This is a genomic window from Acinetobacter sp. PK01 (assembly GCF_022819285.1).
GTDB lineage: Bacteria > Pseudomonadota > Gammaproteobacteria > Pseudomonadales > Moraxellaceae > Acinetobacter > Acinetobacter tandoii.
Map to the genome: position 1 here is coordinate 948,350 of NZ_CP094643.1, position 22,836 is coordinate 971,185.

Below are 22,836 nucleotides of genomic sequence, written 5' to 3' on the forward strand. Positions count from 1 at the left end.
CCTGAAGTATGTAGATTATGGATGGCATTATTATTGGCTATTGATTTAGCTAGTTGGTTCTAATGCCACAGTCCTTGTTATGTTTAAAATACAGGTTAATGGTGATTCAGACTCTATGAATCATCCTCACGGATGGAAGATGGATGCCGATTTAAAGGCATGACTTCAATATTCATAAATGGATAGAGTGGTAAACCTTGTAAAATGTTATGCAACTCTTCATTACTCGCAACATCAAAAATACTAATGTTGGAGTACTGGCCTGTAATACGCCAGATATGTCGCCATTTTCCAGAACGTTGTAATTCCTGAGAATATGCCTTTTCAATGGCTTTTATTTCATTGACTTTTTCAACGGGCATATCAAGCGGAATATGCACATCCATGCGTACGTGAAATAACATTTACAGCTTCCTTATTCTTACGGCGTAATTGTTCAATTTTGTCTTCGTCAATTTCGATGCCTAAACCTGCACCTGTAGGCAGATGAAGTTCAAAATTTTCATAACGAAGCGGTGTTTTTAAAATTTCTTCGGTTAAAAGTAGTGGGCCAAATAATTCTGTACCAAAAGCTAAAGATTCAAAGGTCGAGAAGGCATGTGCAGAAGCAATACTGCCAATAGGGCCTTCCAGCATGGTGCCACCGTACAAATCGATACCTGCCAGACATGCAATCTTGGCAACTTCGCAGGCTTCGAGCAGACCACCTGATTGTTCAATCTTGACTGCAAATACATCTGCGCCATGACTTTTGGCAATGCGGTAAGCACTGTCAGGGCCTGTAAGGGCTTCGTCTGCCATAATGGCAACGTCAAAACGTTGAGTTAAACGTGCTAAAGCATCCGTATTTTGAATAGCACACGGTTGTTCAATGAGGTCGATACCACCATCTTGAAGTTGCTGAATACCACGAATACATTCCAGTTCTGACCAAGCACGGTTGACGTCTACACGAACACTGATGTCTGCACCCAAGGCTTTTTTAATTGCAATCACATGGTCAACATCTTGCTGTAAAGGACGTGCACCAATTTTGAGTTTGAACGTGTTATGACGTTTCAGCTCAATCATTTGTTTTGCTTCGGCAATATCTTTTTCAGTATCACCCGAAGCCAGTGTCCACAGCACAGGTAAACTTTCGCGTAAACGTCCACCCAGTAATTCGCTAATAGGTAAACCTAAACGTTTAGCTTGAATATCCAGCAGCGCAGTTTGAATGGCACACTTGGCAAATCTATTGCCATTAATATTTTTGCGGATTAGTTTTAAGGTTTGTGCAACATTTAATGCTTTAACTGAAGTCAGTAATGGTGCAAAGTAAGTATCAATATTGGCTTTAACACTTTCAGGGCTTTCTTCGCCATAATTCAGCCCACCAATGGTGGTAGCTTCGCCCCAACCGACAAAACCATCCGTAGTTGTTATTTTTACCAGTACCAATGTTTGAATACGCATCGTTGTCACAGACAGTTGATGCGGGCGGATTGTAGGGATATCCACGAGTATGGTTTCTATGCTTTTATACATGAAGTTTCAACTGTTTCGAACTTGTTTGTATACCATAGAAGAATGTAATCACCTAAAATAGATATGAAGTGGTATTTTAAAATACTAAAAAGGTATGTTGATGGAATTAAGACATTTACGATATTTTGTGACCGTAGTTGAAGAGCAAAGTATTACTAAAGCTGCGGAAAAGCTGTTTATTGCTCAACCACCATTGACTCGCCAAATTAAAAAATTAGAAGAAGAGTTAGGGATTGATCTTTTTGAAAAAGGTTCTCGACCTTTAAAAGCGACGGAAGCAGGTTTATATTTTTATCAGCATGCGGTGCAGATTTTAACGCATGCGGCGCAAGCCACGACCATGATCAAGAAAATTAACTCAGTCAATACCAGTGTAAAAATTGGCTATGTGAGTTCTTTGTTATATGGGTTATTGCCACAGATTATTTATTTGTTTCGCCAAAAAAATCCAGAGATTCAAGTCGAGTTGATTGAATGTAGTACCAAAGATCAGGTCGAGGCATTAAAACTCGGTAAAATTGACATTGGTTTTGGTCGTTTGCCAATCAGTGATCCTGCCGTTAAAAGACTGTTGCTACGCAAAGAAAGATTAAAACTGGCAATTTATAAAAAGCATCCTTTAAATGCCTATCAGGAAAAAGGCGTGTATTTATCGCAAATTGTGAATGAAACTATTTTTTCCTATCCCAATACGCCGAAACCGAATTTTTCAACCACCATACAAGCGATGTTTACCCAGTTAGGTTTAATTCCGACCAAGTGGACGGAAGTGCGTGAAATTCACATGGCTTTGGGTTTGGTGGCCTCAGGCGAGGGTATTTGCTTAATTCCAGAAAGTGCGTGCGATATTGGCATGAAGAATGTGGAATATTTGGATATTTTAGATTTAGAAGCGTATAGTCCAGTCTCGTTGTCGATGCGCAACATGGATCAAAGTGCGTATATTCCCAAAATTTTAGAATGTATTGAAGAAATTTATCGGACTGAGAATATTTCTACTAACTTAAATTGATCAGATGTCAGATTTCATTGAAAAATTCTACAAGCCAAAAGATGCCTCATACGGGATGAGGCATCTGGACTGAAAGCAATAACTTTAAAACTTCTTCATATAATTCATAAAAATACGGTCTTCAGTAAAGTCATTGCCATATTTCACATTATAATTAATGTGAATATATTGAAAGCCGAGCCCTTTGAGATAAGGCTGTTGAAAAGCGTAATTGAGGACATAATTGGCTTCGGTTTCTTGATTATCTTCCCCTGTGGATGATTTGAAATCATGACCATAAACCCATTTCACCGCAGTGCTGAGCCCTGGTACAAAGTCCTTAAAATCATAGCTATAAATGAAGTGATAAGATTTTTCATCTTGTTTGGCAAAGCCTGTGACGTTCCAGTTAATAAAATAGGTTTCAGGTAGATAACCATCTAATAATGGATAGGCAGAATCGCCAATAATTTGCTGATAGCCCAAGCCAAAAGAATGATTACTCACTTTCAATGTTTCCATCAGACCAATGTTTTGCGCATCAATAGTGAACCTATCCTCATGGTCTTTAGAATTAAAATATTTCAGTTTTGAATTAAGCGAAAAATTCGCTTGTTTCCATGTGTGATCTAAACTTGCATAGTGCGTATTATATAAATCTTCCAGATTGCCAAAATAATATTCACCCTTTAACGTTGGGGTAATTTGATAACGCAGGTCAATATAGTTCAACCCATCTGAATAGTGTGTGACCCCTTTAGAGGTATAGGAAAATTTACGAAACTCTTCTTCATTACGTGGCGAGACTTTTTCGATGCGACCAATTTCAGTCTGAAATTGATCGGTAATTTGCGAGCGAAGATTGGTTCCCCAATAAGAGGTTAACAACTGGCGACTGGTATCCACTGAAGTCACAGGCAGATCCAACCAGAGTTCACCCCTTCTTAATAAGGAATTACCATAACCAAGTTTTAAAGTTGCGCCATATTTTAAAAAATCAGAGGCTTGTGACTGGTTGGCTTTATCAAAAGGAAGAATGGAATCGGAAACATGCTTATCCGAACTTAGACGCACAGCATATTGCACAGAAGCATCAGCACCAATTGTGATGGGTTGATCGGCAATATTTAAGGGGGTATCTAGCATTTTAGATTTATAGAATAAAGAGGCTGCCTGTGACCAACTGCCCGTATCTTTGACACTAGCATTATCAAAATCACGATCAATATAGGCATTTCTGAGCGTGAATTTCCATTCATCTGTTGGTGCTGCTGTAGATTCAGCTGCGTGAATAGCTGTTATTGCAAATCCATTGAATATCAGCAGGGTGGCTAGGGCGAGTTTTTGTTGTTTGAAATGCGTTGAGCGTTGCATATTATTTCCAAGAGGTGAATGCTTATATCGGGCATTAACTTTTTAAATATTCTGAAGTGCCTTCCCAAAACATTGCTTTGGGACAGACATCAGAATGCAGAGATTAAAATGGGAATTAATGTAATTTTTCGCGTTGCATACTGTCGTTGAAAAATTTGCAGCCTTTAAGCAAGAGAATGAAAGCAAACACACACGATGCGCCACCAATAATTGACAATGAAGATCCCACCATGATTGGGTTGCCAAAGTATTTATCCGTCAAAATTGCCACTAAAGTGGTGCCAATACCCAAACCAATCAGGTTACTGACCAATAAGAAAATGGCAGACAGACGAGCACGAAATTGATTGGGAGCCAACATTTGTAAAGCAGTTGCAGAAATTACCAAAGGGAAGGAGGCAAAAAACATGGCAGGAACAAGTAACGCTACCGAAATTTGTAGATTTTGGACTTGGGTGAAAAGAGAGATCGGGAGAGTTAAACCAATAATACCAATCACACCTGTGAGCATCGGTGCATTTTGTCTGCCTTTCTTAATGAGCCAGTCATTCAGCCAGCCTGCACAAAAAACACCTAAGGTATTGGCAATTAACATAATGGAACCGAGCATATAGCCAGTTTCAGTCGGTGAAAGCGAAAAGTTGCGAATGTAAAAAGCGGGAGTCCAACTGGTTAGGCTATATAAAGCCATAGCATAAAAGGTGAAACCTAAATAATGACAAGTAATGGTTTTGCCATGTTTACGGATAAATTGTAAACATTGCTTAAATTCACCTTTTTCGACATGACCATAGGTATTCAATCGCTGACCTTTACGTTCAGGGTCTCGTACGGTCAAAATGAACAGTAAACCAATGAAAATACCGGGTAAACCCACCACCAGAAAGGCAACTTGCCAAGCCTTCATAGCGCCTAATAAGGGAACATGAATTAAAGTTGCACCTTTAAGTAGTTTAATGACATACCCACCCACGAGAAATGCGATACCACCGCCTAAGAATGCGCCAATAGAGTAAATTCCTACAGCACGTCCTAATTTGTCCTTGCTAAACATGTCACTAAACATGGAGTAAGCTGCTGGAGACAACGCTGCTTCACCAATCCCAACACCCATACGGCATAAAAATAATTGAATGAAGTTTTTACTCATGCCACAGGCTGCTGTTGCAAGACTCCAGATAATAATGCCAATAGAGATGAGTTTAGGGCGAGAAAAACGGTCAGCAATATAGGCTAAAGGTAATCCCATAAAGGCATAAAACAAGGAAAAGGCGAGGCCATGTAATAAACTAAATTGAGTATCGGTTAAATGTAAATCGGCTTTAATTGGCTCAATCATGAGCGCTAAGATTTGTCTGTCAATAAAAGAGAAGATATAGGCCAGCATACAGAGTATGACCACATACCATGAATACAGATGGGTTTTTTTATGCTCCGCTTTTTCTACGTAGACATCTACATGATCCATTGATTTGTCCTTTTGTATTTAGCTTGCTCGGTTTGAAATTTCTGAATAAGGTTTGCTTGCGCTAAACGAATGGATTTAGTGCGGATTAGATTCAGAGGCTTAACTTTTGTATTTGATCAATCATATTTTTAGGTAAAATAATTAAAATTCAGTCAGCCATTCAGCGATTGAGATGTTGATCATTGAAGGATTATTTTCTTTTTATATGTAAAATTCCATTACTTTTTGAGTATTTAAAAATACCCTATGGGTATTTTATTTACATGACTAAGCTAAAAAATAATTTTAGATCAAAGATTTATTCTTATAATTTTAGATAGGAGTTTGCAGGAAAGAAGAGTGCAGCAGATGAGTTTTCACTCATCAACTGCTGAATACAATTAAAAAGTAAGACTTAGCTAGAAGGCATCAATTCAAATAGTTTTTTTAGTTGTAGGTTCAGATGATGAAGTTCATCTTCAGAAAAGGCATTCAAAATGCCTGCTAAAGTAACGGCACTGATTTGGTTAATCTGTTCGACAAGGTTTAAGCCTTTATCTGTTAGCTTTACCATAGAAATACGTTCATCTGTCGCGGAAGAAAAAACTTCAACAATGCCATCTTCCACTAAGCGATACACCGCTTTGGTTGCGGTAGTGAGTTTGAGTGTAGAAAGATTAGCAATATCAGTAATACTGGCTTCCCCCAAGGCATTGGTACTCAGGATAATTTTACGACGTGTATTGTCTATTCCTAATTTTTTAATAGATTTTTCAATAAGTTGAGAGTATTTTCCATTAACTTGGGAAATCCAGAAAAAAGGGAAATTTTTAAGACTTTCTGGTTCATTGTTAGGTAAAAATTGTTCTAAATGGTTCAGCATGGCTAAGCAAGGACTTAGTAAAAATTGAGAAAGCTATTATAAACAAAATTTTGCAGCTTGCCTTAATGACTCTTGTAAAAATTACTTGACAATTACATTTAAATTTCCCATATTTGAATTAAGTTATAAAAATACATGGAAAAGTGAATGAATATTATTGCACAATCACTTTCGCGAGGACATGGCGAACTTAAAGTCATGATCAAGGATACGATTGATATTCAAGGCTTTAAAACGGTTGCAGGCAGTAAAGCTTATTTAAATATTCCACCTGCAGAGCACAATGCGGAAGTGGTCGACAATATTTTGAAAGGGAATTGTCAAATCACTGCTAAAACCAATTTACATGAATTGGCATTTGGCATTACGGGAATTAATCATGCTTTTGGAACACCTGTTAACCCTAAATATCCTGAATTAATTCCAGGTGGATCTTCGAGTGGTTCGGCTGCGGCAGTGGCGGCAAAACTGGCAGATTTTTCTTTAGGAACCGATACGGGTGGTTCTATTCGTATGCCCGCTGCATGCTGTGGTGTTTATGGTTTAAAACCGACTTTTGGGCGTGTCAGTCGTCAAGGAGTGCATCCAGTAACAAGCAGTTTGGATTGTGTTGGACCTTTTGCAAATTCAGTCGAAATGCTTGAAGTTGCCATGCAGATTATTGAGCCAAGTTTTCAGCCTGCTGCAAAACTGCAACAGCCGCCCAAGTTGGCTTATTTAAATGTAGCTGCGAGTGATGAAGTATGGCGTTGTATTGAGCAATTCTTTGCACAGCATCAGCTTGATTTACCGCATGAAGCCATCGACTCGTTTGACGCTGCGTATGATGCAGGCATGCAGATGATCAATTATGAAAACTGGCAAGCCTTTGGTGAATTAACTCAAACAGGTTTAATTGGTGCTGATGTAAAGCAGCGTCTATTAAAAGCAGCGGATACTAGCCTAGAGCAGGTGAAACTGGCAGAACAGGTCAAATTACAATTCACCCAAGCTTTAAATACGTTATTAAATCAATATGATGCTTTAGTTTTGCCGACATTGCCACAAATTCCACCCAAAGTAAAAGATGCTGAAAATACAGTTGCCTTCCTGAATTTAACCCGTTTAGTTCGTCCTTTTAATTTGTCTGGACATCCTGCCATTTCAATTCCATTACAGACCGAAAATGGTTTCCCTGTAGGTCTACAGTTGGTTGCTGGGCATCAGCAAGACGAAAAATTATGCGCGATTGCAAAATATCTTTCGCACTAAAACAAATATATTACAAGGAGTTAGATAATGAATGAATTATCTAAAATGGAGTTTGTAGCATCAGAAAAAGCCGTTGATCTAGATGCTTTATGTCAAGAAATTCGAGCAAGAGCCTGTACGGGCGAATTTGATAATCAAGCCTTTGTTAGTCAGGACATGATTGAAAAACTCAAGCAATTGGGAGTTTACCGCGCGCTTGTGCCAAAACGCTTTGGTGGTGATGCCGTTTCACCGCGTGAGTTTTGTGAACTGATTGAAACCTTGTCTAAGGCGGATGGTTCGGTAGGTTGGGTGGCAAGTTTTGGGATGAGTCCAGCCTATTTAGGCAGTCTGCCAGAAGCAACACTTGAAGAACTGTATAAAGATGGCCCTGATGTGGTTTTTGCGGGAGGAATTTTCCCACCACAACCTGCGGAAATTACCGATGAAGGCGTTCGAGTCAGTGGACGTTGGAAGTTTTCTAGTGGCTGCATGGGTGCAGACATTATAGGCGTTGGTATTGCACCTTTAAAAAATAATGAAATGCAGGGCCTACCGCGCATGGCAGTGATGCCTGCCCATAAAGCCAAAATTGAAATGACATGGGACACAGTGGGTTTAAAAGGCACAGGTAGTCACGATTTGGTTGTGGAAGATGTACTAGTGGAAAAGCACTGGACATTCGTACGTGGTGAACCTTCCAAACTACCAGAACCCTTCTTTAAATATCCTTCGCTTTCGCTAGCCACTCAAGTTTTAACCGTTGTTGGGATTGGTGTCGCAGCCGCCGCTTTAGAAGAATTTCAAATTTTAGCACCGGGAAAAGCATCGATTACAGGTGGTGCTGAAATTACGAATCGTCCTGTAACTCAATATGAATTTGCTCAAGCAGATGCAGAATTTCAGGCAGCCAAAGCATGGTTCTATCAGACCATGGATAGCGTTTGGCACGAAGTCGTTGCAGGGCGTGTAGCAACCACACAACAGATTAGTGATATGCGTTTAGCCTGTACCCATGCTGCTCGGGTTTGCGCCAAAGTCACGCGCAAAATGCAAATGTTAGCAGGCATGACCGCCATTTATACCAACAATCCATTTAGTCGTTTTGTGAATGACACCAATGTCGTCACACAACATGCCTTTATGGGGGATGCCACATTACAAAATGCGGGTTCAATTCGTTTTGGCTTAAAGCCAAGCCCAGGATATTTATAAGTTTAAACTTGAGACAAGGAAATCAAAATGGACGCTAAAAAAACTTTACGTGTGTTGTTCTGTATGGGCATTAATCAGAATTTTTTTGATGCAGAACCTGCCGAAGCAAAAGCGGTTTGGGCTGCATTTGGTGAGATGTGGAACGCAATTCATGACCTGCCGGGCGTACATGTTTTTGGCAATCTCGATGATGACCAAAGCATGGTTGGCCCTAGTACAGGCTGGCCATGGACAACCTACTTATTGGCAGATGTGCCTGATATTGAAACTGTACATGCGGCGTGTAATTTGTTCAGAACCACGGTGGTAGGCGAAGGTCCTTACAAACTTTGGAAATACTGCAAAGTCGAAGCACGTGTTGGACGTGAATTGATTATTCAACGCTAAGGTGCAGGACATGGATGACAAAGTGAATTTGGTAAAAATCCTCTCACGTTTAGAACAGTTGGAAGCACATAACGCCATCCGTAATTGTCTCAATCGTTATATGGAAATTTGTGATGAGCTGAGTCCAAAGACCAATTTAGATGAGCTGATGGGGCTTTTTGATGCGGAGTGCATTTGGGAAGGTATAGGGGAAAAGTACGCTAAATCTTTTGGGCGTTATGACTCTTGGCAAGCAATTTACGACATGTTCAAAGCTTATACCCAAAAAGAATCACACTTTGTCATGAATGCTCACTTTGTCAGTTCGGAGCAAATTGAAGTGCAGCAACAATATGCCACGGCAACTTGGCTGATGTTGCAAACCTCCACTTTTCGCGATGGACGCAGTCATTTAAATAGCGCCAAGCTGAACGTGAAATTTGCACAACAGACGGATGGTAGTTGGAAAATCAAGCATTTTCAAACCCAGAATATTTTTAGTCGACCAGTGACAAATTGGCACAGTGACGCTGAATTACCTGTCCCGACCCAGAATTAAATTACCAATTTATCAAAGGATTATTGAAATGAATGGAATTATATCAACACTGAATATTGGTGTGGATTATGAAGCATTGGTGCAAAGTGATCGTGCACATACGTCTTTATACAAAGATGAGCGTATCTTTGATGAGGAAATGCAGAAGATTTTCTACAGCACATGGGTTTGGGTAGCACATGCTAGCGAAATCCCAGAAGGCGGTAGCTATAAAACCATCAACATTGGCAAACAACCCGTCGTCGTAGTTCGTGACCGCAAGAAAAAAGTGCATGTATTGCTTAACCGTTGTCGTCATCGTGCTGCGACAGTCTGTGAACACAAAAAAGGCAAAACCAATAGCTTTGTTTGTCCATACCACGGTTGGAGTTATGCACTTGATGGCAGTTTACGCGGCGTTCCTTCCCCAGAAAGTTATGGTGAATGTTTAGATAAATCAGAATTGCCATTGGTCAGCCTGCGTGTTGAAGAATATAACGGCATGATTTTCGCGTCATTCAATCATGATGTAGAGCCTTTAGAACATTTTCTTGGACCTGCGAAAAAGTGGATTGATTTGTTCATGAAACAAGGTGCAGGTTATCCAATTAAAGTTTTAGGCGAACATCGTTTTACTTTTCCAGGGAACTGGAAAATCCAGCTTGAAAACACCACTGATGCTTATCATTTTCCGTTGGTGCACAAGTCTTTCTTAAGTTCAGTTGATGAAAAAACAGAAGAATTATTTAACTTTGAAAATCAACCCGGTTATGTCGAAGACTTAGGCAATGGTCACAGCGTGATGGTGATGATTCCTGAATTGGTCGATTTAGACGAAGAATTAATGGAACGTCCAATTCAGGAACGTTTTGAAGATTTAGCACAAGCTTTACGTGATGAAGGTCATGCGGAATTGGAAGTGCGTCGTATTGTGCGCGCTGTGGGCGGTTCTGGTTTTAACTTAAACCTGTTTCCGAACATTGCCTGTTCAATGGCATTTTTCCGAGTCATGCAGCCGATTTCAGTCGATAAAACAGAAATTCATCACTCTGTGATTACGATGGATGGTGGCCCACAAATTGCGAATCAATATCGCCTGCGTTTGCATGAGCATTTCCAAGGCCCATTTGGTTTTGGTACGCCCGATGATGCCGAAGCATGGGAACGTGTGCAAAAAGGGGCAGCCGCGGGCGAAAATCTCTGGATTATGTTGAACCGTGGTTTAGCTGGCGAAGTACAAACTGAAGATGGTTTAAAAAGTGATGTGAGTGCTGAAACAGGGATGCGCTCTGCCTATCAACAGTGGAAAAAGTTGATGATGACTTAAGGGGAATAACATGAAAATTGATTTAAATTTACTCAATGAAGTCACAGCGTTTATTTGGGCAGAAGCCGATATGCTGGATCACTCTGAGCATGATGCTTGGTTAAATCTTTGGAATGAAAAAGGAGTGTATATCATTCCAATTGATCCGACGCTTACCGATTATGAAAACAACCTGAACTATGCCTATGACGATCATCACATGCGTAAATTGCGTGTTCAGCGTTTAGAAAATGGCGAAGCAATTTCAACTTCACCCAAGGCAAATACGGTTCGGAGCATTTCACGTATTCGTATTATAAAGGATGAAGATGGTGAAATTGTTTTACGTTGTGCGCAAAACTTGCGTGAATTCCGTAAAGAGAATCTCAAACACTACACCGCAGATGTGACTTACCATTTAAACCGTGATACCGACGCAGGTTTAAAAATTAACCGTAAAATCATTAATTTAATTAATTCTACCGATACCTTGGCAGGTATTAGCTACATTCTATAGGAGCATCGGCATGCAACAGGTTGTATTAGTGACAGGTGCTGCTTCAGGTTTGGGCAATGTCATTGCAGAATATTTTGCTAGCCAAGGTCATCAGGTAATTTTATCTGCCAGTACTTTGGAAAAGGCGGAAAAAGCCAAAGTAGAAAGTCAGTTTCCCGAGCAAATGTTTCCAGTGAAACTGGATATTTCAGTTGAAGACGACTTTCATGCCGTGGTGCAGTGGATCGAACAAAAATTTGCAAAGCTTGATGTGTTGATCAATAACGCGACGGTCACTAAGGCAACCCCAGTTTTGGAGATTACGGCTGCTGATTTTGACTGGATTACCCAAGTTAATCAGCGCGGTACATTCCAGTCCTGCCAAATTGTTGGTCAGTACATGGCGCAAAAAGGCTATGGGCGCATTATTAATATGGCGTCTTTGGCAGGGCAAAATGGTGGTACGGCAACAGGCGCACATTATGCAGCGAGCAAAGGTGCCATTGTGACTTTAACCAAAATCTTTGCTAAAGAATTTGCAGCTAAAGGTGTGACAGTAAATGCCGTTGCTCCTGGGCCAATGGAATCAGCCATTGTGCATAGCGTAGTGTCAGACGAAAAAATGGAACAATTTATCCAGAATATTCCTGTTAAAGCATTAGGCAATATGTCGTTTATTGCCGAAACCTGCGCGTTATTGGCAAGTCCAAATGCTGGGTTCGTCACAGGCGCAACTTGGGATATTAATGGTGGTTTATTCATGCGCTAAGCCTTATGCCAAGCAAGTGAAAAGGAGAAAACAAAAATGACTACACTTTATGATGTTGTCGTAAAAAACCACCATGTAGAAGGTGGCAATATTGCTGTCATGGAATTTGAGTCTGCCAATGCCGAAGTATTACCTAAAATTGAAGCAGGTGCCCATATTGATGTGCACTTACCGAATGGTCTGGTTCGTCAATACTCGCTTTGCCAAAATCCAAATCAGGCTGGCAAGTTCAGATTAGGCATTTTAAGAGATGCAGAATCACGAGGTGGTTCAATTTCAGCTTTTGATGATTTAAAAGATGGAATGCACATTCAGGTGAGTGCACCCAAAAATTTATTTCCATTGTACCCAGCGAAACATACGGTGTTGATCGGTGGAGGCATTGGCATTACACCGCTCATCACCATGGCATATCAATTAGCGCATGAGGGTGCATCTTTCGAGCTGCATTATTGCGGTGCGAGCGAAGACCGTTGTGCCTTTGTCAATGAAATTAAAAATGGCGAACTAGCACAATTTACAACGTTCCACTTTAAATCTGAAGGAGCGAGCCATCGACAGTTTTTTGAAGCTGCGATTCAGCATATTGATTTAGCAAGTCATATTTATACTTGCGGCCCTGTGGGTTTTATGGACTGGGTAATTAATCTCGCTACGACGCATAACTTTCCCCAAGCTCAGATTCATAAAGAATATTTCCAAGTTGAAACGGATACTTCTGGGGATGCGTTTGAAGTGGTCGCTGAGCGTAGTGGGAAAATTATTTTGGTGGATGCGGGGGAAACCATTTTGCAGGCACTAGCCAAACAAGGCATCAACATTGAAATGTCTTGTGAGCAAGGGGTCTGTGGTACCTGTATGTGTGATGTGATTGAAGGTGAACCCGATCATCGTGATGTGTATTTTACCGATGAAGAAAAAGCCAGTAATGAACAAATTTTGGTCTGCTGCTCTCGTTCCAAATCCTCCCGTTTAGTTTTAGATATTTAAGCCTTTCCCTTGTGATATGGAAATTAAGGAGAAAAAGATGAATGTAATACAAAAAGTACAACCGTTAAGTATAGATCCTTTGCAATTCCGACGCGCATTGGGCAATTTTGCAACGGGTGTGACCATTATCACTGCGCAAAATGAACAGGGTGAAAAAGTCGGGGTAACTGCCAATAGTTTTAACTCAGTGTCACTCGATCCACCGCTGATTTTATGGAGCATTGATAAAAAATCATCTAGTTTTTCTGTGTTTGAGCAAGCAACACATTTTGCTGTCAATATTTTATCAGGTTCGCAAATTGAACTGTCCAACAAGTTTTCACGCCGCAATATTGATAAGTTTGAAGGAACCAATTATCAAGAAGGTGAAGGTGCGAGTTTATTATTAGAAAACTGTTCTGCCATATTTGAATGTGAACGCCATCAAGTGATTGAAGGGGGCGATCACTGGATTATGATTGGTAAAGTGGTGAAATTTCATGATCAAGGGCGCAGTCCTTTGGTCTATCACCAAGGTGCATATTCATGCGTGATGCCACATCCAAGTTTAAAGCTAAAACACAGTGAACCAACACTTTCTGAAATTCCACAACAAGGGCATTTATATAACAATGTTTGTTATTTAATGAGCCGTGCCTTTAAAGCCTATCAAACGGATTATATTCCGAAGCAATTGGCATCGGGTTTTCGTACCAGTGAATCTCGATTGCTGTTAGTGCTTGCCAGCGGAACTGCTTCGAGCAAGGAAGATTTACCACGGGATATTGCTATGCCGATGCAAGAAGTAGAACGCGCAGCGGAAATTTTAAAACGTGAAGGGCTACTTTCAGATCACGAGAACTTGTATCAATTGACAGAAAAGGGCAAACAAACAGCACAATATCTGTTTGAAATCGCTGATAGCCATCAAAATGGAGTGTTTGAAAAATATCCACAACAGGAAAAAGAAGCATTCATTAGCATGTTGCGTGACTTTGCTGGTGTGGCTTAAGCAAAAATGTACTGATAAATCTTCGGATTTATCAGTTTTATTTGATCTCTGTATTGATGTTTAAGACCGAATATATGTTTATCAGATACGTATTTTGATGTGACAAAAAAGAGCCAAGGATAATCTTGGCTCTTTTGGGGTTATTTACTAGAAATTACCATGAAGAATGCATAATTTAGGTTTTAAAATTAGGTTCGTGCAGTATTACTCTGTAAAAACTTTTCACTATACAGTCGATAGTCTTGTAAGGATTGTTCATCAAGCCAACTTTTAACGGCTTCAATCATTGGTGGCGGACCACATAAATACATATCGAATGCTTGTTCTGCCAGTTGTACTTTGTTCAAATGTTCATGAATATAACCCGCTTTGCCTTGCCACTCATCTGATGCCTTGGTCACAATCGGGTGATAACTAAAGTTCGAAAATCGCTCAGTATAGTGATGTAAACGCTGTTGCTCGCATAAATCTGACTCTGAATTGACTCCATAATAAAGTTGAATCGGTGGGGTATTCGGTTGTTCAACCAAATTGTCGAGCATACCTAAAAATGCGGATAATCCTGTACCACCTGCAATAAAGACCAGTGGGCGTTCTATTTCACGTAAATAGAAGCTGCCTAAAGGTGCTTCAATCAGTAGCGTCTGACCTATTTGACAGCGCTCGCGTAAGTAATTGCTCATTACGCCATCGGGTAATAGGCGAATTAAAAATTGTAATTGGTTTGTGGCGTTTGGTCGGTTAGCAAAGGAGTAAGAGCGCCAGTCATCCGTGTCTGGAATCTGCAAACGCGCATATTGCCCAGCTAAGAATTGTAGTTGAGTGCTAAAGCTACTAGCGTCCAAATGTAAAATGGCGGTAGTCTCTGAAACCAATTCAACGGCAGTGACTGTTGTTGCGATTTTTAAAGTTTCACCCGCATTACAGATGCTTGAATTATGATCAAAATAAAATGCGGCATCAGACTTTACTCGAGTTTGGCAAGCCAACATTTTTCGTTCTGCCAAATCACGTTCACTTAAAGCATCTTCATCGACATAATCTTGCGCATAGATACCCGTTTCACATTTTCCTTGGCAGGTTCCACACACGCCTTCACGGCAATCGAGTGGTAAATTAATCCCCTGTCGAACCGCTGCATCAAGTAGCAATTCGTCTTGGTTCACAGAGATGAAAAAGGTTTTACCATCGGCAAAATTTAAAGCAACAGAATGTCCCATTTCTATGCTCCTTAAACGTGGTAGAAGTCTAAAACAGAATCAATTTTGTCATTCAGCAAAATGCTGTGCTGACGACGAATCTTGAAGCTTTGCTCTGTTTGACGGAGTAGATAAGTCGCATGACCATAGAAGGAACCTTCCAAACCTTGGCGATTATATAAGGTATGCCAAGCCACTTTGGCTTCAACCAAACCATCTTCACGAGTTTGTACCTGCACATTGTTAATGCTGTGAAAGGTGCGAGGTAAAGGATTCGCCGATGCAGCTTTACCTGTACGAATGCGAAATACACGGTCTTCTAAACCTGAGCGATCCGCATAGTAAATATAGGACAAGCCTTGATTCGGATCTTGCACATAATTGTGGTCATCAATCCACTGTGGAATGTGATATTCACTGTCCTCATCATAAAGATCAAGATAGGCATCCCAGTCATATTTATCGCAAAGCTCTGATTTTTTATACAAAAATTGAGAAACTGCAAATTGTAGTTGTTGTGACATGGTTACACCTCATCCGCTACGTTTTGATTTTGAAAAGTGATGTCGAACATTTTTAATGACTTTTTCTTGAAGCCATCGAGCATTAGGCGTTGCCAATGACCATGTTGATTGACATAGAGACCCTCATGGGTAAATTCACGCCCTGTGATAACAGGTTCAATGCCCAAATCAATTGAGTTTTTGCTTGGACCATATTCCCAAGCTTGATAACCACGTGAAATGTCACTCCAACGTTCTAGTCGGGCTTGAAACCCTTTTTGCTGTTCACGGAATTCGACCAAGTCATCAGGGGTGCCTAAACCTGAAACATTAAAGAAATCTTCAAATTGACGGATACGGTTACGACGTGCTTCAACGGATTCACCTTTTACACCGATACATTGGCTGATGACTTCGGTTTTGTTCCAAGCCACAGGGCGGACAATTCGGAGTTGCGAGCTAATTTGGTCCATAAAGAATAAGCTAGGGTACAGGTTCAAGTTTCTTAAACGATGCATTGCCCATTCAGCATATTTTTGACCATATTTCTCGACCATATAGGGCATAACGGTTTCATAACCTGGACGTACCGTTGGATTTGGCATATCACTGAATAAAACACTATGTCCATTTTTAAAACTAAACCAGCCATCGTCAGTTTCAGCATCGCCAGCCCCCAATTTACTGTAATCGAGGGTATCCATTTCTCCACCTTTGGCAGCATTTACTTGCTGACGATGTTGCACCGTAGAAACATAGTTATAATGCACTGTACTGACATGATAGCCATCTAAGCCATTTTCATTTTGCAGTTTCCAGTTCCCTGCAAAGGTATAGGCTGATTTGCCTTGTAGAACTTCAAGTTCTCCCGTTGGGGATTGATTCACCATTAAATCAAGGAAAATTTTGGCATCGCCCAAGAAATCTTCTAAGGTATCTGTGGCTTGCGTGTCTAGGCTAACAAACACAAAACCCCGATAACTCGCAATGCGTCCTTGTTTAAGCCCACGGCTTGATTTATCAAAATCTTCACAGTATTCACTTGGTGCTTTGACTTTGACCAAACGACCATCCGATTTATAGCACCATGCATGGAACGGGCAGGTAAAAGTCGATTGATTGCCTTTCGCAACACGGGTAAGTGTTGCACCACGGTGTTCGCAGGCATTGACCATGGCATGTAACTCGCCGTTGCCATCACGACTGACAATAATGGGCTGACGTCCAATTTGAACGGTCAAAAAGTCATGTTTGTTGGGAATTTCACTTTCATGGCAGGCATAAATCCAGACTTTTTCAAAAATGAATTCCATTTCCAGATCGAACAGTTCTGGTTGGGTAAACATATCCCTTGCGACGCGAAACACACCATCTTGAGGGCGGAAATCGATGCATCCATCCACCAAGTCATTCCATTGTTGTAAATTTGATGAGGTCATGTGCTCAATCCTTTAGTCAATCAGCTTTAGCTTGATTGAAACGTGATTAAGCACTTGTCTCTATCCACTTTTTCCAGATGTTTATCCAGTCTGTGCTGCTTTTATTTTAAAGCGCTTAGATGCGGGGGTTGATGAGGGGATAGGTATTGAAAGAGCCAACTTTAACGAGCTGGCATTATTTGGGTGAGTTGCTGCATCATAATATTTACATATTTATGCACATCATCTTTAAAAATCATATATTGAAGCGCTAAGCCATAACTCAAAGAGATAATTTCGAGAAGCTTATGTTCATGCTGAGCTGACTCTGCCGCAGAAAAATTTGGAATGAGTTGTTGTAAAACTTCAGAAACTTGCGCCTGATGATTCTGCCAAACTTGCTGATATTCATTGGAAAATAATTCGTCACGTGCCGCATATAATTGCAATTCAATTGAAATTTTCAGCCATTCATCATTCTGGAAAAATTCGATGAACCACTGTTCGAGTGCGGCCATTAAATCAGACTGCGTCAAATGTGTCTGAGTAATAATTTTCTGTAATTGCAGATTTTCTTGTTCAAATTGAATTTTCATTAAGGTCAGTAAAAAATCTTCTTTGTGCTCAAAATTTGAATAAAAAGCACCTTGCGTATAGCCCGCCTTTTTTGAAAGATTCCGGATAGATACCGCACTATAGCCTTGCTCAGATATAAGATGAAAGCCTGCTTCAATTAACTGATTTCTAGTTTGAATTTGTTTTTCATCACGAGAAATTTTTGTGGGTTTCATAGATTAATTTAAATTTCAAATATCACTTGATATCTTAAACTTTAAGCGTTATTTTGGCTAGGTCTATTTCGGATATCATGTGATATCTGAAAAGATAAATCTGTTCTAACCTAGAGAAGAATATGAGTAAGCAGTTGAAAAGAAAAATAGTGGTCATCAATGCTCATCCATCATCAACCAGTTTTAATCAAGCTTTAATGCAAGCCTATATTGAAGCTGTACCATCTGACTTGCAGGTTGAAGTGATTGAAATTGGTAAATTACATTTTGATCCAAATCTGAAATATGGTTATGAACAAAGAATGGAGCTTGAACCTGATTTACAAGCAGCATGGTCTAAAATAATGAGTGCGGATCATTTGGTTTGGATTTTCCCAGTGTGGTGGGGTGGTTTACCTGCTGTAGCGAAAGGGTTTATTGATCGTTTATTTCTTCCTAGTCAGGCCTTTAGTTATTTTGAAAACAGCAACCGTATTCGTGGGCATTTAAAACGCAAAACGGCCAAAATCATTACCACCTTAGACCAACCAGGTTGGACGTATAAATGGTATTTTGGCGAACCGAGCACACGACAACTTAAAGATACGATATTAAAGTTTTGTGGTGTAGGGTCGGTAAAAACACATTATTTGGGTTCTATACGAGGTTCTAGTTTAGCGCAACGTCAAATCTGGCTGGGATTAATGAAAGAACTGGCTCAACGTGATTATGCCAACTTGATGAAAAAATCCGATCCAGGATTAGTGCAACGGCTTCGGCTTTATTTCAGTCATTGAAAACATTGAAATAGTAAGGCAAAAGTATCCTATCCACACTCAATGCAAAACAGATTCTATTTTCTACAAATGACTAAAGCCCGCATGAAAAGAGGTTTATATTCCAAATTTCTTGCGGTAGCGCCACAAACTGGTTCGGCTAATTCCTAGAGCCTGTGCTGTCAATCCCAAGTCATATTGATATTTTTTGAGAGTTTGCTGCAAGGTATAGGCATCCAGTTTTGTGGAGTTGATTCGTATAGGTTGCTCATTTGTTTCAGTTGTAGATTCAGAATCTTGTGCTCCATGAATGATCTCATCAGGTAAATCAGAAATCGTAATTGCGGTACGACCATTCGCCATTGCCAGTGCATATAACAACGTATTCTTGAGTTCGCGGACATTCCCCGGCCAGTCATATGCCATTAAAGTTTGCAAGGTATCCTCTGAAAGAAGAGGGGCTTGTGCTGAAGTCCGATGTTCATTCAGTAGAAACTCGGCAATCAAAGGGATATCTTCTTTGCGTTCACGCAGTGGCGGTACGAAAATCGGGATGACCCTTAAACGGTAGAGCAAGTCTTGGCGGAAGCGTCCTGACTTGACTTCTTCACGTAGTGCACGATGAGTCGCTGCAATAATACGGACATTCGACTTTAACGATTTTTCACCACCTAAAGGCGTGAACTCTCCTGTTTCGAGTACCCGTAATAATTTGGCTTGTAGTTCCAGTGGAATTTCGGCAATTTCATCCAGAAATAAGGTACCACCTGCCGCACGTTCAAAGACACCTTTATGTTCACGGATTGCGCCAGTAAAAGCTCCTTTAACATGCCCAAATAATTCACTTTCTAACAGACTGGCATTGAGCGCAGCACAGTTGATGGCAATAAACGGATGCTTTTTTCTTTGACTGTATTGATGAATAGCCTGTGCCACAAGTTCTTTTCCACTGCCTGATTCGCCCCGAACCAATACAGGAAATTCGGTAATCGCAACCCGCTCAATAATGGAGAACATATGCTGCATCGAACTTGACTGGCTATGAAAAGTCTCATGCAGAGATAAAGATGTTACAGGCTTTGGGTTTAACGTATTTAAAGAGACAGGCTGTAATACAAAAATTTCGCCTACAAACTGTTGATCAAGGACATCGAGTTTTTTTCTAGTCAATAAATATTGTGCAGAGCTTTCAGGCAGATGAATCAGCCTAGTTTGTAGTTGTGTATTTTGAATTAAATTTTTAAATGTCGTGATAGTTTTTTTATTAAATTCGGATGTGCCATATTCGTAAATAAAGTTTTGACTCTGCTGTTCTTGAATCAAGATCAAACTTTCATCAATAAGACTTTGTAATTGTTCTAAAAATAATTCTAGCTGAGTTTGTAAGGTAAAACTAAGTGTTAGCATAATGTTTCACTATCTGTTTCAATTGTTTCTTATTGAAACATAAAATGAAACAATGGTGAAATGGTAGAGACGATTAAATTTATAATTTAAACTTTAATATATTGTTTTTAATGAATATAATTAAAAAAGCTAAAAGTTGGCACTGAGTTTGCAATTTAAGAATAAAGAAACGTATTTATTCAGGTGTTACAACATGATCTTTCATCAATTTTTTGAAGTAGAAAGTTCAACTTATACTTATCTATTGGCTTCAGAGCAGACACGTGAAGCAGTATTGATTGACCCAGTTGCTTCTGAAATAGACATCTATACCCAGTATTTAGAAATGCATAACTTAACACTGGTCTATAGTTTGGATACGCATGTCCATGCGGATCATGTTACCGCTGCCAATTTATTACGTGAAAAGTTTGGCTGTAAGACTGTATTGCATCGCAATTCAGGTGTGAACTGTGGCGATATATTTATCACCGATCAAAGTGTGATTCGGATAGGTGAAATAAATATTGAAGCACGTTATACCCCAGGGCACACCAATGCATGTACCAGTTATGTTGCTGAGGGTATGGTGTTTACAGGGGATGCTTTACTGATTGATGGTTGCGGACGTACCGACTTTCAGGAAGGCAATGCCGAAATCTTGTATGACAGCATTCATACTCAAATCTTTACTTTGCCAGACGAGACTATTGTTTACCCAGGTCATGATTATAAAGGTCGTTTGGCTTCGACAGTCGGGCATGAGCGTCTGCACAATTCACGTTTGGGCGCAGGCAAAAGTAAAGCTGAATTTGTAGAAATTATGAACAATTTAAATCTTCCTTATCCAAAAAAAATTGATATCGCATTACCTGCCAATAAAGCTTGTGGTCAGTAAAGGAGAGAGAAGATGCAATTAAAACAAGTCAATACTGAATTTTGGGTTGCCGATCAAATTACTACGCAAGACATTGAATTGATCGCAGCACGTGGCATTAAAACCATCTTTTGTAATCGTCCTGATGGTGAAGGTCCCGATCAACCGAATGTGGCTGAAATTGAACAGGCTTTACAACCTTACGGGATTCAAATTCAGTATTTGCCTGTGGTGAGCGGTAAAGTGACTGATGAGCAAGCCGAGGAATTCAAACACCTGTATCTACAGGCGCAAAAGCCATTATTGGCATATTGCCGATCTGGAACACGGTCTATTACCCTTTGGGCGTTGTCTCAAGTAACAGATCAGACCCTAGAGCAAATGTTATTGACAGCAAGAACTTTAGGATACGACTTGCAAGGTGTAATCCCCCGTATTTTAAAGCAATCGGCACATGCACAAGAACATATTCCAAAGTTGAGTGTGGTCATTGTCGGTGGTGGTGCTGCGGGTATTTCTGTGGCGTCAAGCTTACTTTCACGTCAGCCGAATTTAGACATCGCCATTATAGATCCCGCAGAAGTTCATTACTACCAACCGGGTTGGACCATGGTGGGAGGTGGTATTTTTAAGCCTGAAAAAACTGTGCGAACCATGGCCAGTTTAATTCCAAAACAAGTGCAATGGATTAAAGCGGCAGTGGCAGCTTTTGATCCAGACAATAAGCAAGTGCTGTTGGAAGGGTGCAAGCCGCTGAATTATGAGGTCTTGGTGGTTTGCCCAGGGTTAAAACTAAATTGGCATGGTATTGAGGGCTTGGTTGAAACCTTGGGCAAAAATGGTGTGACTTCTAACTATCGTTATGATTTAGCCCCTTACACTTGGCAGTTAGTCCGAGAAATGAAAAGCGGTAAGGCAGTTTTTACCCAACCGCCGATGCCAATTAAATGCGCGGGTGCACCGCAGAAAGCCATGTATTTATCTGCGGATCATTGGCAAAAGCAGAGCGTACTTAAAGATATCCAGATTGATTTTTACAATACGGGTGCAGCGTTATTTGGCGTGCCAGCCTATGTGCCTGCCTTGATGGAATATGTCAAACGTTATGACGCTAATTTGCATTTTAACCATCAACTCATCAAGGTGGATGGTCGACAAAAGCGAGCTTGGTTTAAGCAACTGAATGGTGAAAACAGTCCTATTATTGAAACCGATTTTGACATGATTCATGTGGTACCACCACAGCAAGCTCCAGACTTTATTCGGGCAAGTAATTTAGTCGATCAGGCAGGTTGGGTCAGTGTCGATCAACATACCTTACAGCATACCCAATATCCGCATATTTTTGCTTTGGGTGATGTCATGAATGCACCAAATGCCAAAACAGCCGCCGCAGCACGTAAGCAGGCACCGATTGTGGCTGTGAATGTACTGGAGTATTTACAAGGTGGTACCAATTTTGCCCAATACGATGGTTATGGTTCATGCCCACTGACTGTAGAGCGTGGAAAAATTGTACTGGCCGAGTTTGGTTATGGTGGAAAATTGCTCCCAAGCTTTCCAAAATGGCTGCTTAATGGTGAACAACCGACACGATTGGCATGGCTGTTAAAAGAGCAGATTCTTCCACCGATGTATTGGGATGGCATGCTCAAAGGGCATGAATGGATGGTTAAACCTAAACGCTAATTATTTTTAACTCCATAAAAAAACCAGTCCCTATCTGTAATTTTACAGATGGGTGAGGGACTCTTTTATTTAAAAAAGAGTCCACCATGAGGTAA

General features: G+C 40.4%; 23 protein-coding genes. 13 read left to right on the top strand and 10 right to left on the bottom strand.

The genetic code is table 11. The features are described from left to right. Window positions 1–113: 113 nt before the first annotated feature. Together catC and MP622_RS04540 are read right to left on the bottom strand one after the other, a co-directional pair. Window positions 114–404 carry a muconolactone Delta-isomerase gene (gene catC / locus MP622_RS04535; protein WP_016166460.1) on the bottom strand — a complete coding sequence of 97 codons (291 nt, stop codon included), beginning with the start codon at window positions 402–404 and terminating at the stop codon, window positions 114–116. Continuing rightward, entirely contained in the window at window positions 364–1,527 is a 1,164-nt protein-coding gene (locus tag MP622_RS04540; protein WP_016166459.1) for a muconate/chloromuconate family cycloisomerase, read from the bottom strand. Before MP622_RS04540 ends, catC begins: the two co-directional genes overlap by 41 nt. Window positions 1,528–1,627: 100 nt before the next feature. Between MP622_RS04540 and MP622_RS04545 the strand changes: the two genes are divergently transcribed. Beyond that, window positions 1,628–2,539, top strand: a complete 912-nt coding sequence (locus tag MP622_RS04545; RefSeq protein ID WP_016166458.1) for a LysR family transcriptional regulator — start codon at window positions 1,628–1,630, stop codon at window positions 2,537–2,539. A gap of 84 nt (window positions 2,540–2,623) precedes the next feature. On the opposite strand, the gene MP622_RS04550 is transcribed toward MP622_RS04545, so the two are convergent. The 3 genes from MP622_RS04550 to MP622_RS04560 all read right to left on the bottom strand — a co-directional run bounded on the left by MP622_RS04550 (window position 2,624) and on the right by MP622_RS04560 (window position 6,222). Next, the gene (locus MP622_RS04550) at window positions 2,624–3,892 is read right to left on the bottom strand and encodes an OprD family outer membrane porin (RefSeq protein ID WP_243792732.1); all 1,269 of its coding nucleotides are present in this window, start codon (window positions 3,890–3,892) and stop codon (window positions 2,624–2,626) included. 115 nt (window positions 3,893–4,007) lie between these two features. Beyond that, window positions 4,008–5,360 carry an MFS transporter gene (locus tag MP622_RS04555; protein WP_243792734.1) on the bottom strand — a complete coding sequence of 451 codons (1,353 nt, stop codon included), beginning with the start codon at window positions 5,358–5,360 and terminating at the stop codon, window positions 4,008–4,010. Window positions 5,361–5,754: 394 nt separating this feature from the next. Beyond that, window positions 5,755–6,222, bottom strand: a complete 468-nt coding sequence (locus tag MP622_RS04560) for a MarR family winged helix-turn-helix transcriptional regulator (protein WP_016166455.1) — start codon at window positions 6,220–6,222, stop codon at window positions 5,755–5,757. A gap of 147 nt (window positions 6,223–6,369) precedes the next feature. Here MP622_RS04560 and MP622_RS04565 point away from each other — a divergent pair, with 147 nt between their 5' ends. The 9 genes from MP622_RS04565 to MP622_RS04605 are packed head-to-tail and all read left to right on the top strand — an operon-like array spanning window position 6,370 to window position 14,123. Then, on the top strand, window positions 6,370–7,473 hold the full coding sequence (locus tag MP622_RS04565; RefSeq protein ID WP_243792735.1) for an amidase: 1,104 nt from the start codon (window positions 6,370–6,372) through the stop codon (window positions 7,471–7,473). Between the two features lie 45 nt (window positions 7,474–7,518). Then, the gene (locus MP622_RS04570) at window positions 7,519–8,667 is read left to right on the top strand and encodes an acyl-CoA dehydrogenase family protein (RefSeq protein WP_243793451.1); all 1,149 of its coding nucleotides are present in this window, start codon (window positions 7,519–7,521) and stop codon (window positions 8,665–8,667) included. A gap of 27 nt (window positions 8,668–8,694) precedes the next feature. Further along, a complete protein-coding gene (locus tag MP622_RS04575) occupies window positions 8,695–9,054 on the top strand; it encodes a hypothetical protein (RefSeq protein ID WP_016166452.1) in 360 nt (119 codons plus the stop codon). A gap of 10 nt (window positions 9,055–9,064) precedes the next feature. Then, a complete protein-coding gene (locus MP622_RS04580) occupies window positions 9,065–9,592 on the top strand; it encodes a nuclear transport factor 2 family protein (RefSeq protein ID WP_243792736.1) in 528 nt (175 codons plus the stop codon). A 28-nt stretch (window positions 9,593–9,620) separates the two neighbouring features. Then, window positions 9,621–10,898, top strand: a complete 1,278-nt coding sequence (locus MP622_RS04585; protein ID WP_243792738.1) for an aromatic ring-hydroxylating dioxygenase subunit alpha — start codon at window positions 9,621–9,623, stop codon at window positions 10,896–10,898. 10 nt (window positions 10,899–10,908) lie between these two features. Continuing rightward, window positions 10,909–11,394: an aromatic-ring-hydroxylating dioxygenase subunit beta gene (locus tag MP622_RS04590; RefSeq protein ID WP_243792739.1), complete on the top strand. Its 486-nt coding sequence runs from the start codon at window positions 10,909–10,911 to the stop codon at window positions 11,392–11,394. A gap of 10 nt (window positions 11,395–11,404) precedes the next feature. Then, window positions 11,405–12,142, top strand: coding sequence for an SDR family oxidoreductase (locus MP622_RS04595; protein ID WP_243792740.1), 738 nt, complete (start codon window positions 11,405–11,407; stop codon window positions 12,140–12,142). Between the two features lie 36 nt (window positions 12,143–12,178). Continuing rightward, window positions 12,179–13,132 carry a PDR/VanB family oxidoreductase gene (locus tag MP622_RS04600; protein ID WP_243792741.1) on the top strand — a complete coding sequence of 318 codons (954 nt, stop codon included), beginning with the start codon at window positions 12,179–12,181 and terminating at the stop codon, window positions 13,130–13,132. 37 nt (window positions 13,133–13,169) lie between these two features. Next, complete coding sequence (locus MP622_RS04605; protein WP_243792743.1) at window positions 13,170–14,123, top strand: p-hydroxyphenylacetate 3-hydroxylase reductase component; 954 nt, start codon at window positions 13,170–13,172, stop codon at window positions 14,121–14,123. A 188-nt stretch (window positions 14,124–14,311) separates the two neighbouring features. Here the strand turns inward: MP622_RS04605 and antC are convergent, their stop codons facing one another. From antC to MP622_RS04625, 4 genes are all read right to left on the bottom strand, one after another. Then, window positions 14,312–15,349, bottom strand: coding sequence for an anthranilate 1,2-dioxygenase electron transfer component AntC (gene antC, locus MP622_RS04610; RefSeq protein ID WP_243793457.1), 1,038 nt, complete (start codon window positions 15,347–15,349; stop codon window positions 14,312–14,314). Window positions 15,350–15,354: 5 nt separating this feature from the next. Continuing rightward, the gene (gene antB, locus MP622_RS04615) at window positions 15,355–15,846 is read right to left on the bottom strand and encodes an anthranilate 1,2-dioxygenase small subunit (protein ID WP_044740349.1); all 492 of its coding nucleotides are present in this window, start codon (window positions 15,844–15,846) and stop codon (window positions 15,355–15,357) included. A 2-nt stretch (window positions 15,847–15,848) separates the two neighbouring features. Then, entirely contained in the window at window positions 15,849–17,264 is a 1,416-nt protein-coding gene (gene antA / locus MP622_RS04620; RefSeq protein ID WP_243792744.1) for an anthranilate 1,2-dioxygenase large subunit, read from the bottom strand. Between the two features lie 161 nt (window positions 17,265–17,425). Continuing rightward, window positions 17,426–18,034 (bottom strand): TetR/AcrR family transcriptional regulator, encoded by a 609-nt coding sequence (locus tag MP622_RS04625; protein ID WP_044740351.1) that lies wholly within the window; start codon window positions 18,032–18,034, stop codon window positions 17,426–17,428. 122 nt (window positions 18,035–18,156) lie between these two features. Between MP622_RS04625 and MP622_RS04630 the strand changes: the two genes are divergently transcribed. Continuing rightward, window positions 18,157–18,810, top strand: coding sequence for an NAD(P)H-dependent oxidoreductase (locus MP622_RS04630; protein ID WP_243792745.1), 654 nt, complete (start codon window positions 18,157–18,159; stop codon window positions 18,808–18,810). Between the two features lie 96 nt (window positions 18,811–18,906). On the opposite strand, the gene MP622_RS04635 is transcribed toward MP622_RS04630, so the two are convergent. Then, entirely contained in the window at window positions 18,907–20,196 is a 1,290-nt protein-coding gene (locus MP622_RS04635; RefSeq protein WP_243792746.1) for a sigma-54 dependent transcriptional regulator, read from the bottom strand. Window positions 20,197–20,389: 193 nt separating this feature from the next. On the opposite strand from MP622_RS04635, the gene MP622_RS04640 reads away from it, so the two are divergent. Both MP622_RS04640 and MP622_RS04645 read left to right on the top strand, forming a co-directional pair. Then, window positions 20,390–21,073 (top strand): MBL fold metallo-hydrolase, encoded by a 684-nt coding sequence (locus tag MP622_RS04640; RefSeq protein WP_243792751.1) that lies wholly within the window; start codon window positions 20,390–20,392, stop codon window positions 21,071–21,073. A 12-nt stretch (window positions 21,074–21,085) separates the two neighbouring features. Then, window positions 21,086–22,741 (top strand): bifunctional protein tyrosine phosphatase family protein/NAD(P)/FAD-dependent oxidoreductase, encoded by a 1,656-nt coding sequence (locus MP622_RS04645; RefSeq protein WP_243792753.1) that lies wholly within the window; start codon window positions 21,086–21,088, stop codon window positions 22,739–22,741. The last annotated feature ends 95 nt before the right edge of the window (window positions 22,742–22,836 follow it).

Coding starts and splice junctions, on each gene's coding strand:
- MP622_RS04550 (WP_243792732.1), bottom strand. CDS start 3,892: ATGCAACGCTCAACGCATTTCAAACAACAAAAACTCGCCCTAGCCACC.
- catC (WP_016166460.1), bottom strand. CDS start 404: ATGTTATTTCACGTACGCATGGATGTGCATATTCCGCTTGATATGCCC.
- MP622_RS04600 (WP_243792741.1), top strand. CDS start 12,179: ATGACTACACTTTATGATGTTGTCGTAAAAAACCACCATGTAGAAGGT.
- MP622_RS04585 (WP_243792738.1), top strand. CDS start 9,621: ATGAATGGAATTATATCAACACTGAATATTGGTGTGGATTATGAAGCA.
- MP622_RS04565 (WP_243792735.1), top strand. CDS start 6,370: ATGAATATTATTGCACAATCACTTTCGCGAGGACATGGCGAACTTAAA.
- antB (WP_044740349.1), bottom strand. CDS start 15,846: ATGTCACAACAACTACAATTTGCAGTTTCTCAATTTTTGTATAAAAAA.
- MP622_RS04575 (WP_016166452.1), top strand. CDS start 8,695: ATGGACGCTAAAAAAACTTTACGTGTGTTGTTCTGTATGGGCATTAAT.
- MP622_RS04640 (WP_243792751.1), top strand. CDS start 20,390: ATGATCTTTCATCAATTTTTTGAAGTAGAAAGTTCAACTTATACTTAT.
- MP622_RS04635 (WP_243792746.1), bottom strand. CDS start 20,196: ATGCTAACACTTAGTTTTACCTTACAAACTCAGCTAGAATTATTTTTA.
- MP622_RS04625 (WP_044740351.1), bottom strand. CDS start 18,034: ATGAAACCCACAAAAATTTCTCGTGATGAAAAACAAATTCAAACTAGA.
- MP622_RS04540 (WP_016166459.1), bottom strand. CDS start 1,527: ATGTATAAAAGCATAGAAACCATACTCGTGGATATCCCTACAATCCGC.
- MP622_RS04645 (WP_243792753.1), top strand. CDS start 21,086: ATGCAATTAAAACAAGTCAATACTGAATTTTGGGTTGCCGATCAAATT.
- MP622_RS04560 (WP_016166455.1), bottom strand. CDS start 6,222: ATGCTGAACCATTTAGAACAATTTTTACCTAACAATGAACCAGAAAGT.
- MP622_RS04545 (WP_016166458.1), top strand. CDS start 1,628: ATGGAATTAAGACATTTACGATATTTTGTGACCGTAGTTGAAGAGCAA.
- MP622_RS04595 (WP_243792740.1), top strand. CDS start 11,405: ATGCAACAGGTTGTATTAGTGACAGGTGCTGCTTCAGGTTTGGGCAAT.
- MP622_RS04580 (WP_243792736.1), top strand. CDS start 9,065: ATGGATGACAAAGTGAATTTGGTAAAAATCCTCTCACGTTTAGAACAG.
- MP622_RS04605 (WP_243792743.1), top strand. CDS start 13,170: ATGAATGTAATACAAAAAGTACAACCGTTAAGTATAGATCCTTTGCAA.
- MP622_RS04630 (WP_243792745.1), top strand. CDS start 18,157: ATGAGTAAGCAGTTGAAAAGAAAAATAGTGGTCATCAATGCTCATCCA.
- MP622_RS04555 (WP_243792734.1), bottom strand. CDS start 5,360: ATGGATCATGTAGATGTCTACGTAGAAAAAGCGGAGCATAAAAAAACC.
- MP622_RS04590 (WP_243792739.1), top strand. CDS start 10,909: ATGAAAATTGATTTAAATTTACTCAATGAAGTCACAGCGTTTATTTGG.
- antA (WP_243792744.1), bottom strand. CDS start 17,264: ATGACCTCATCAAATTTACAACAATGGAATGACTTGGTGGATGGATGC.
- MP622_RS04570 (WP_243793451.1), top strand. CDS start 7,519: ATGGAGTTTGTAGCATCAGAAAAAGCCGTTGATCTAGATGCTTTATGT.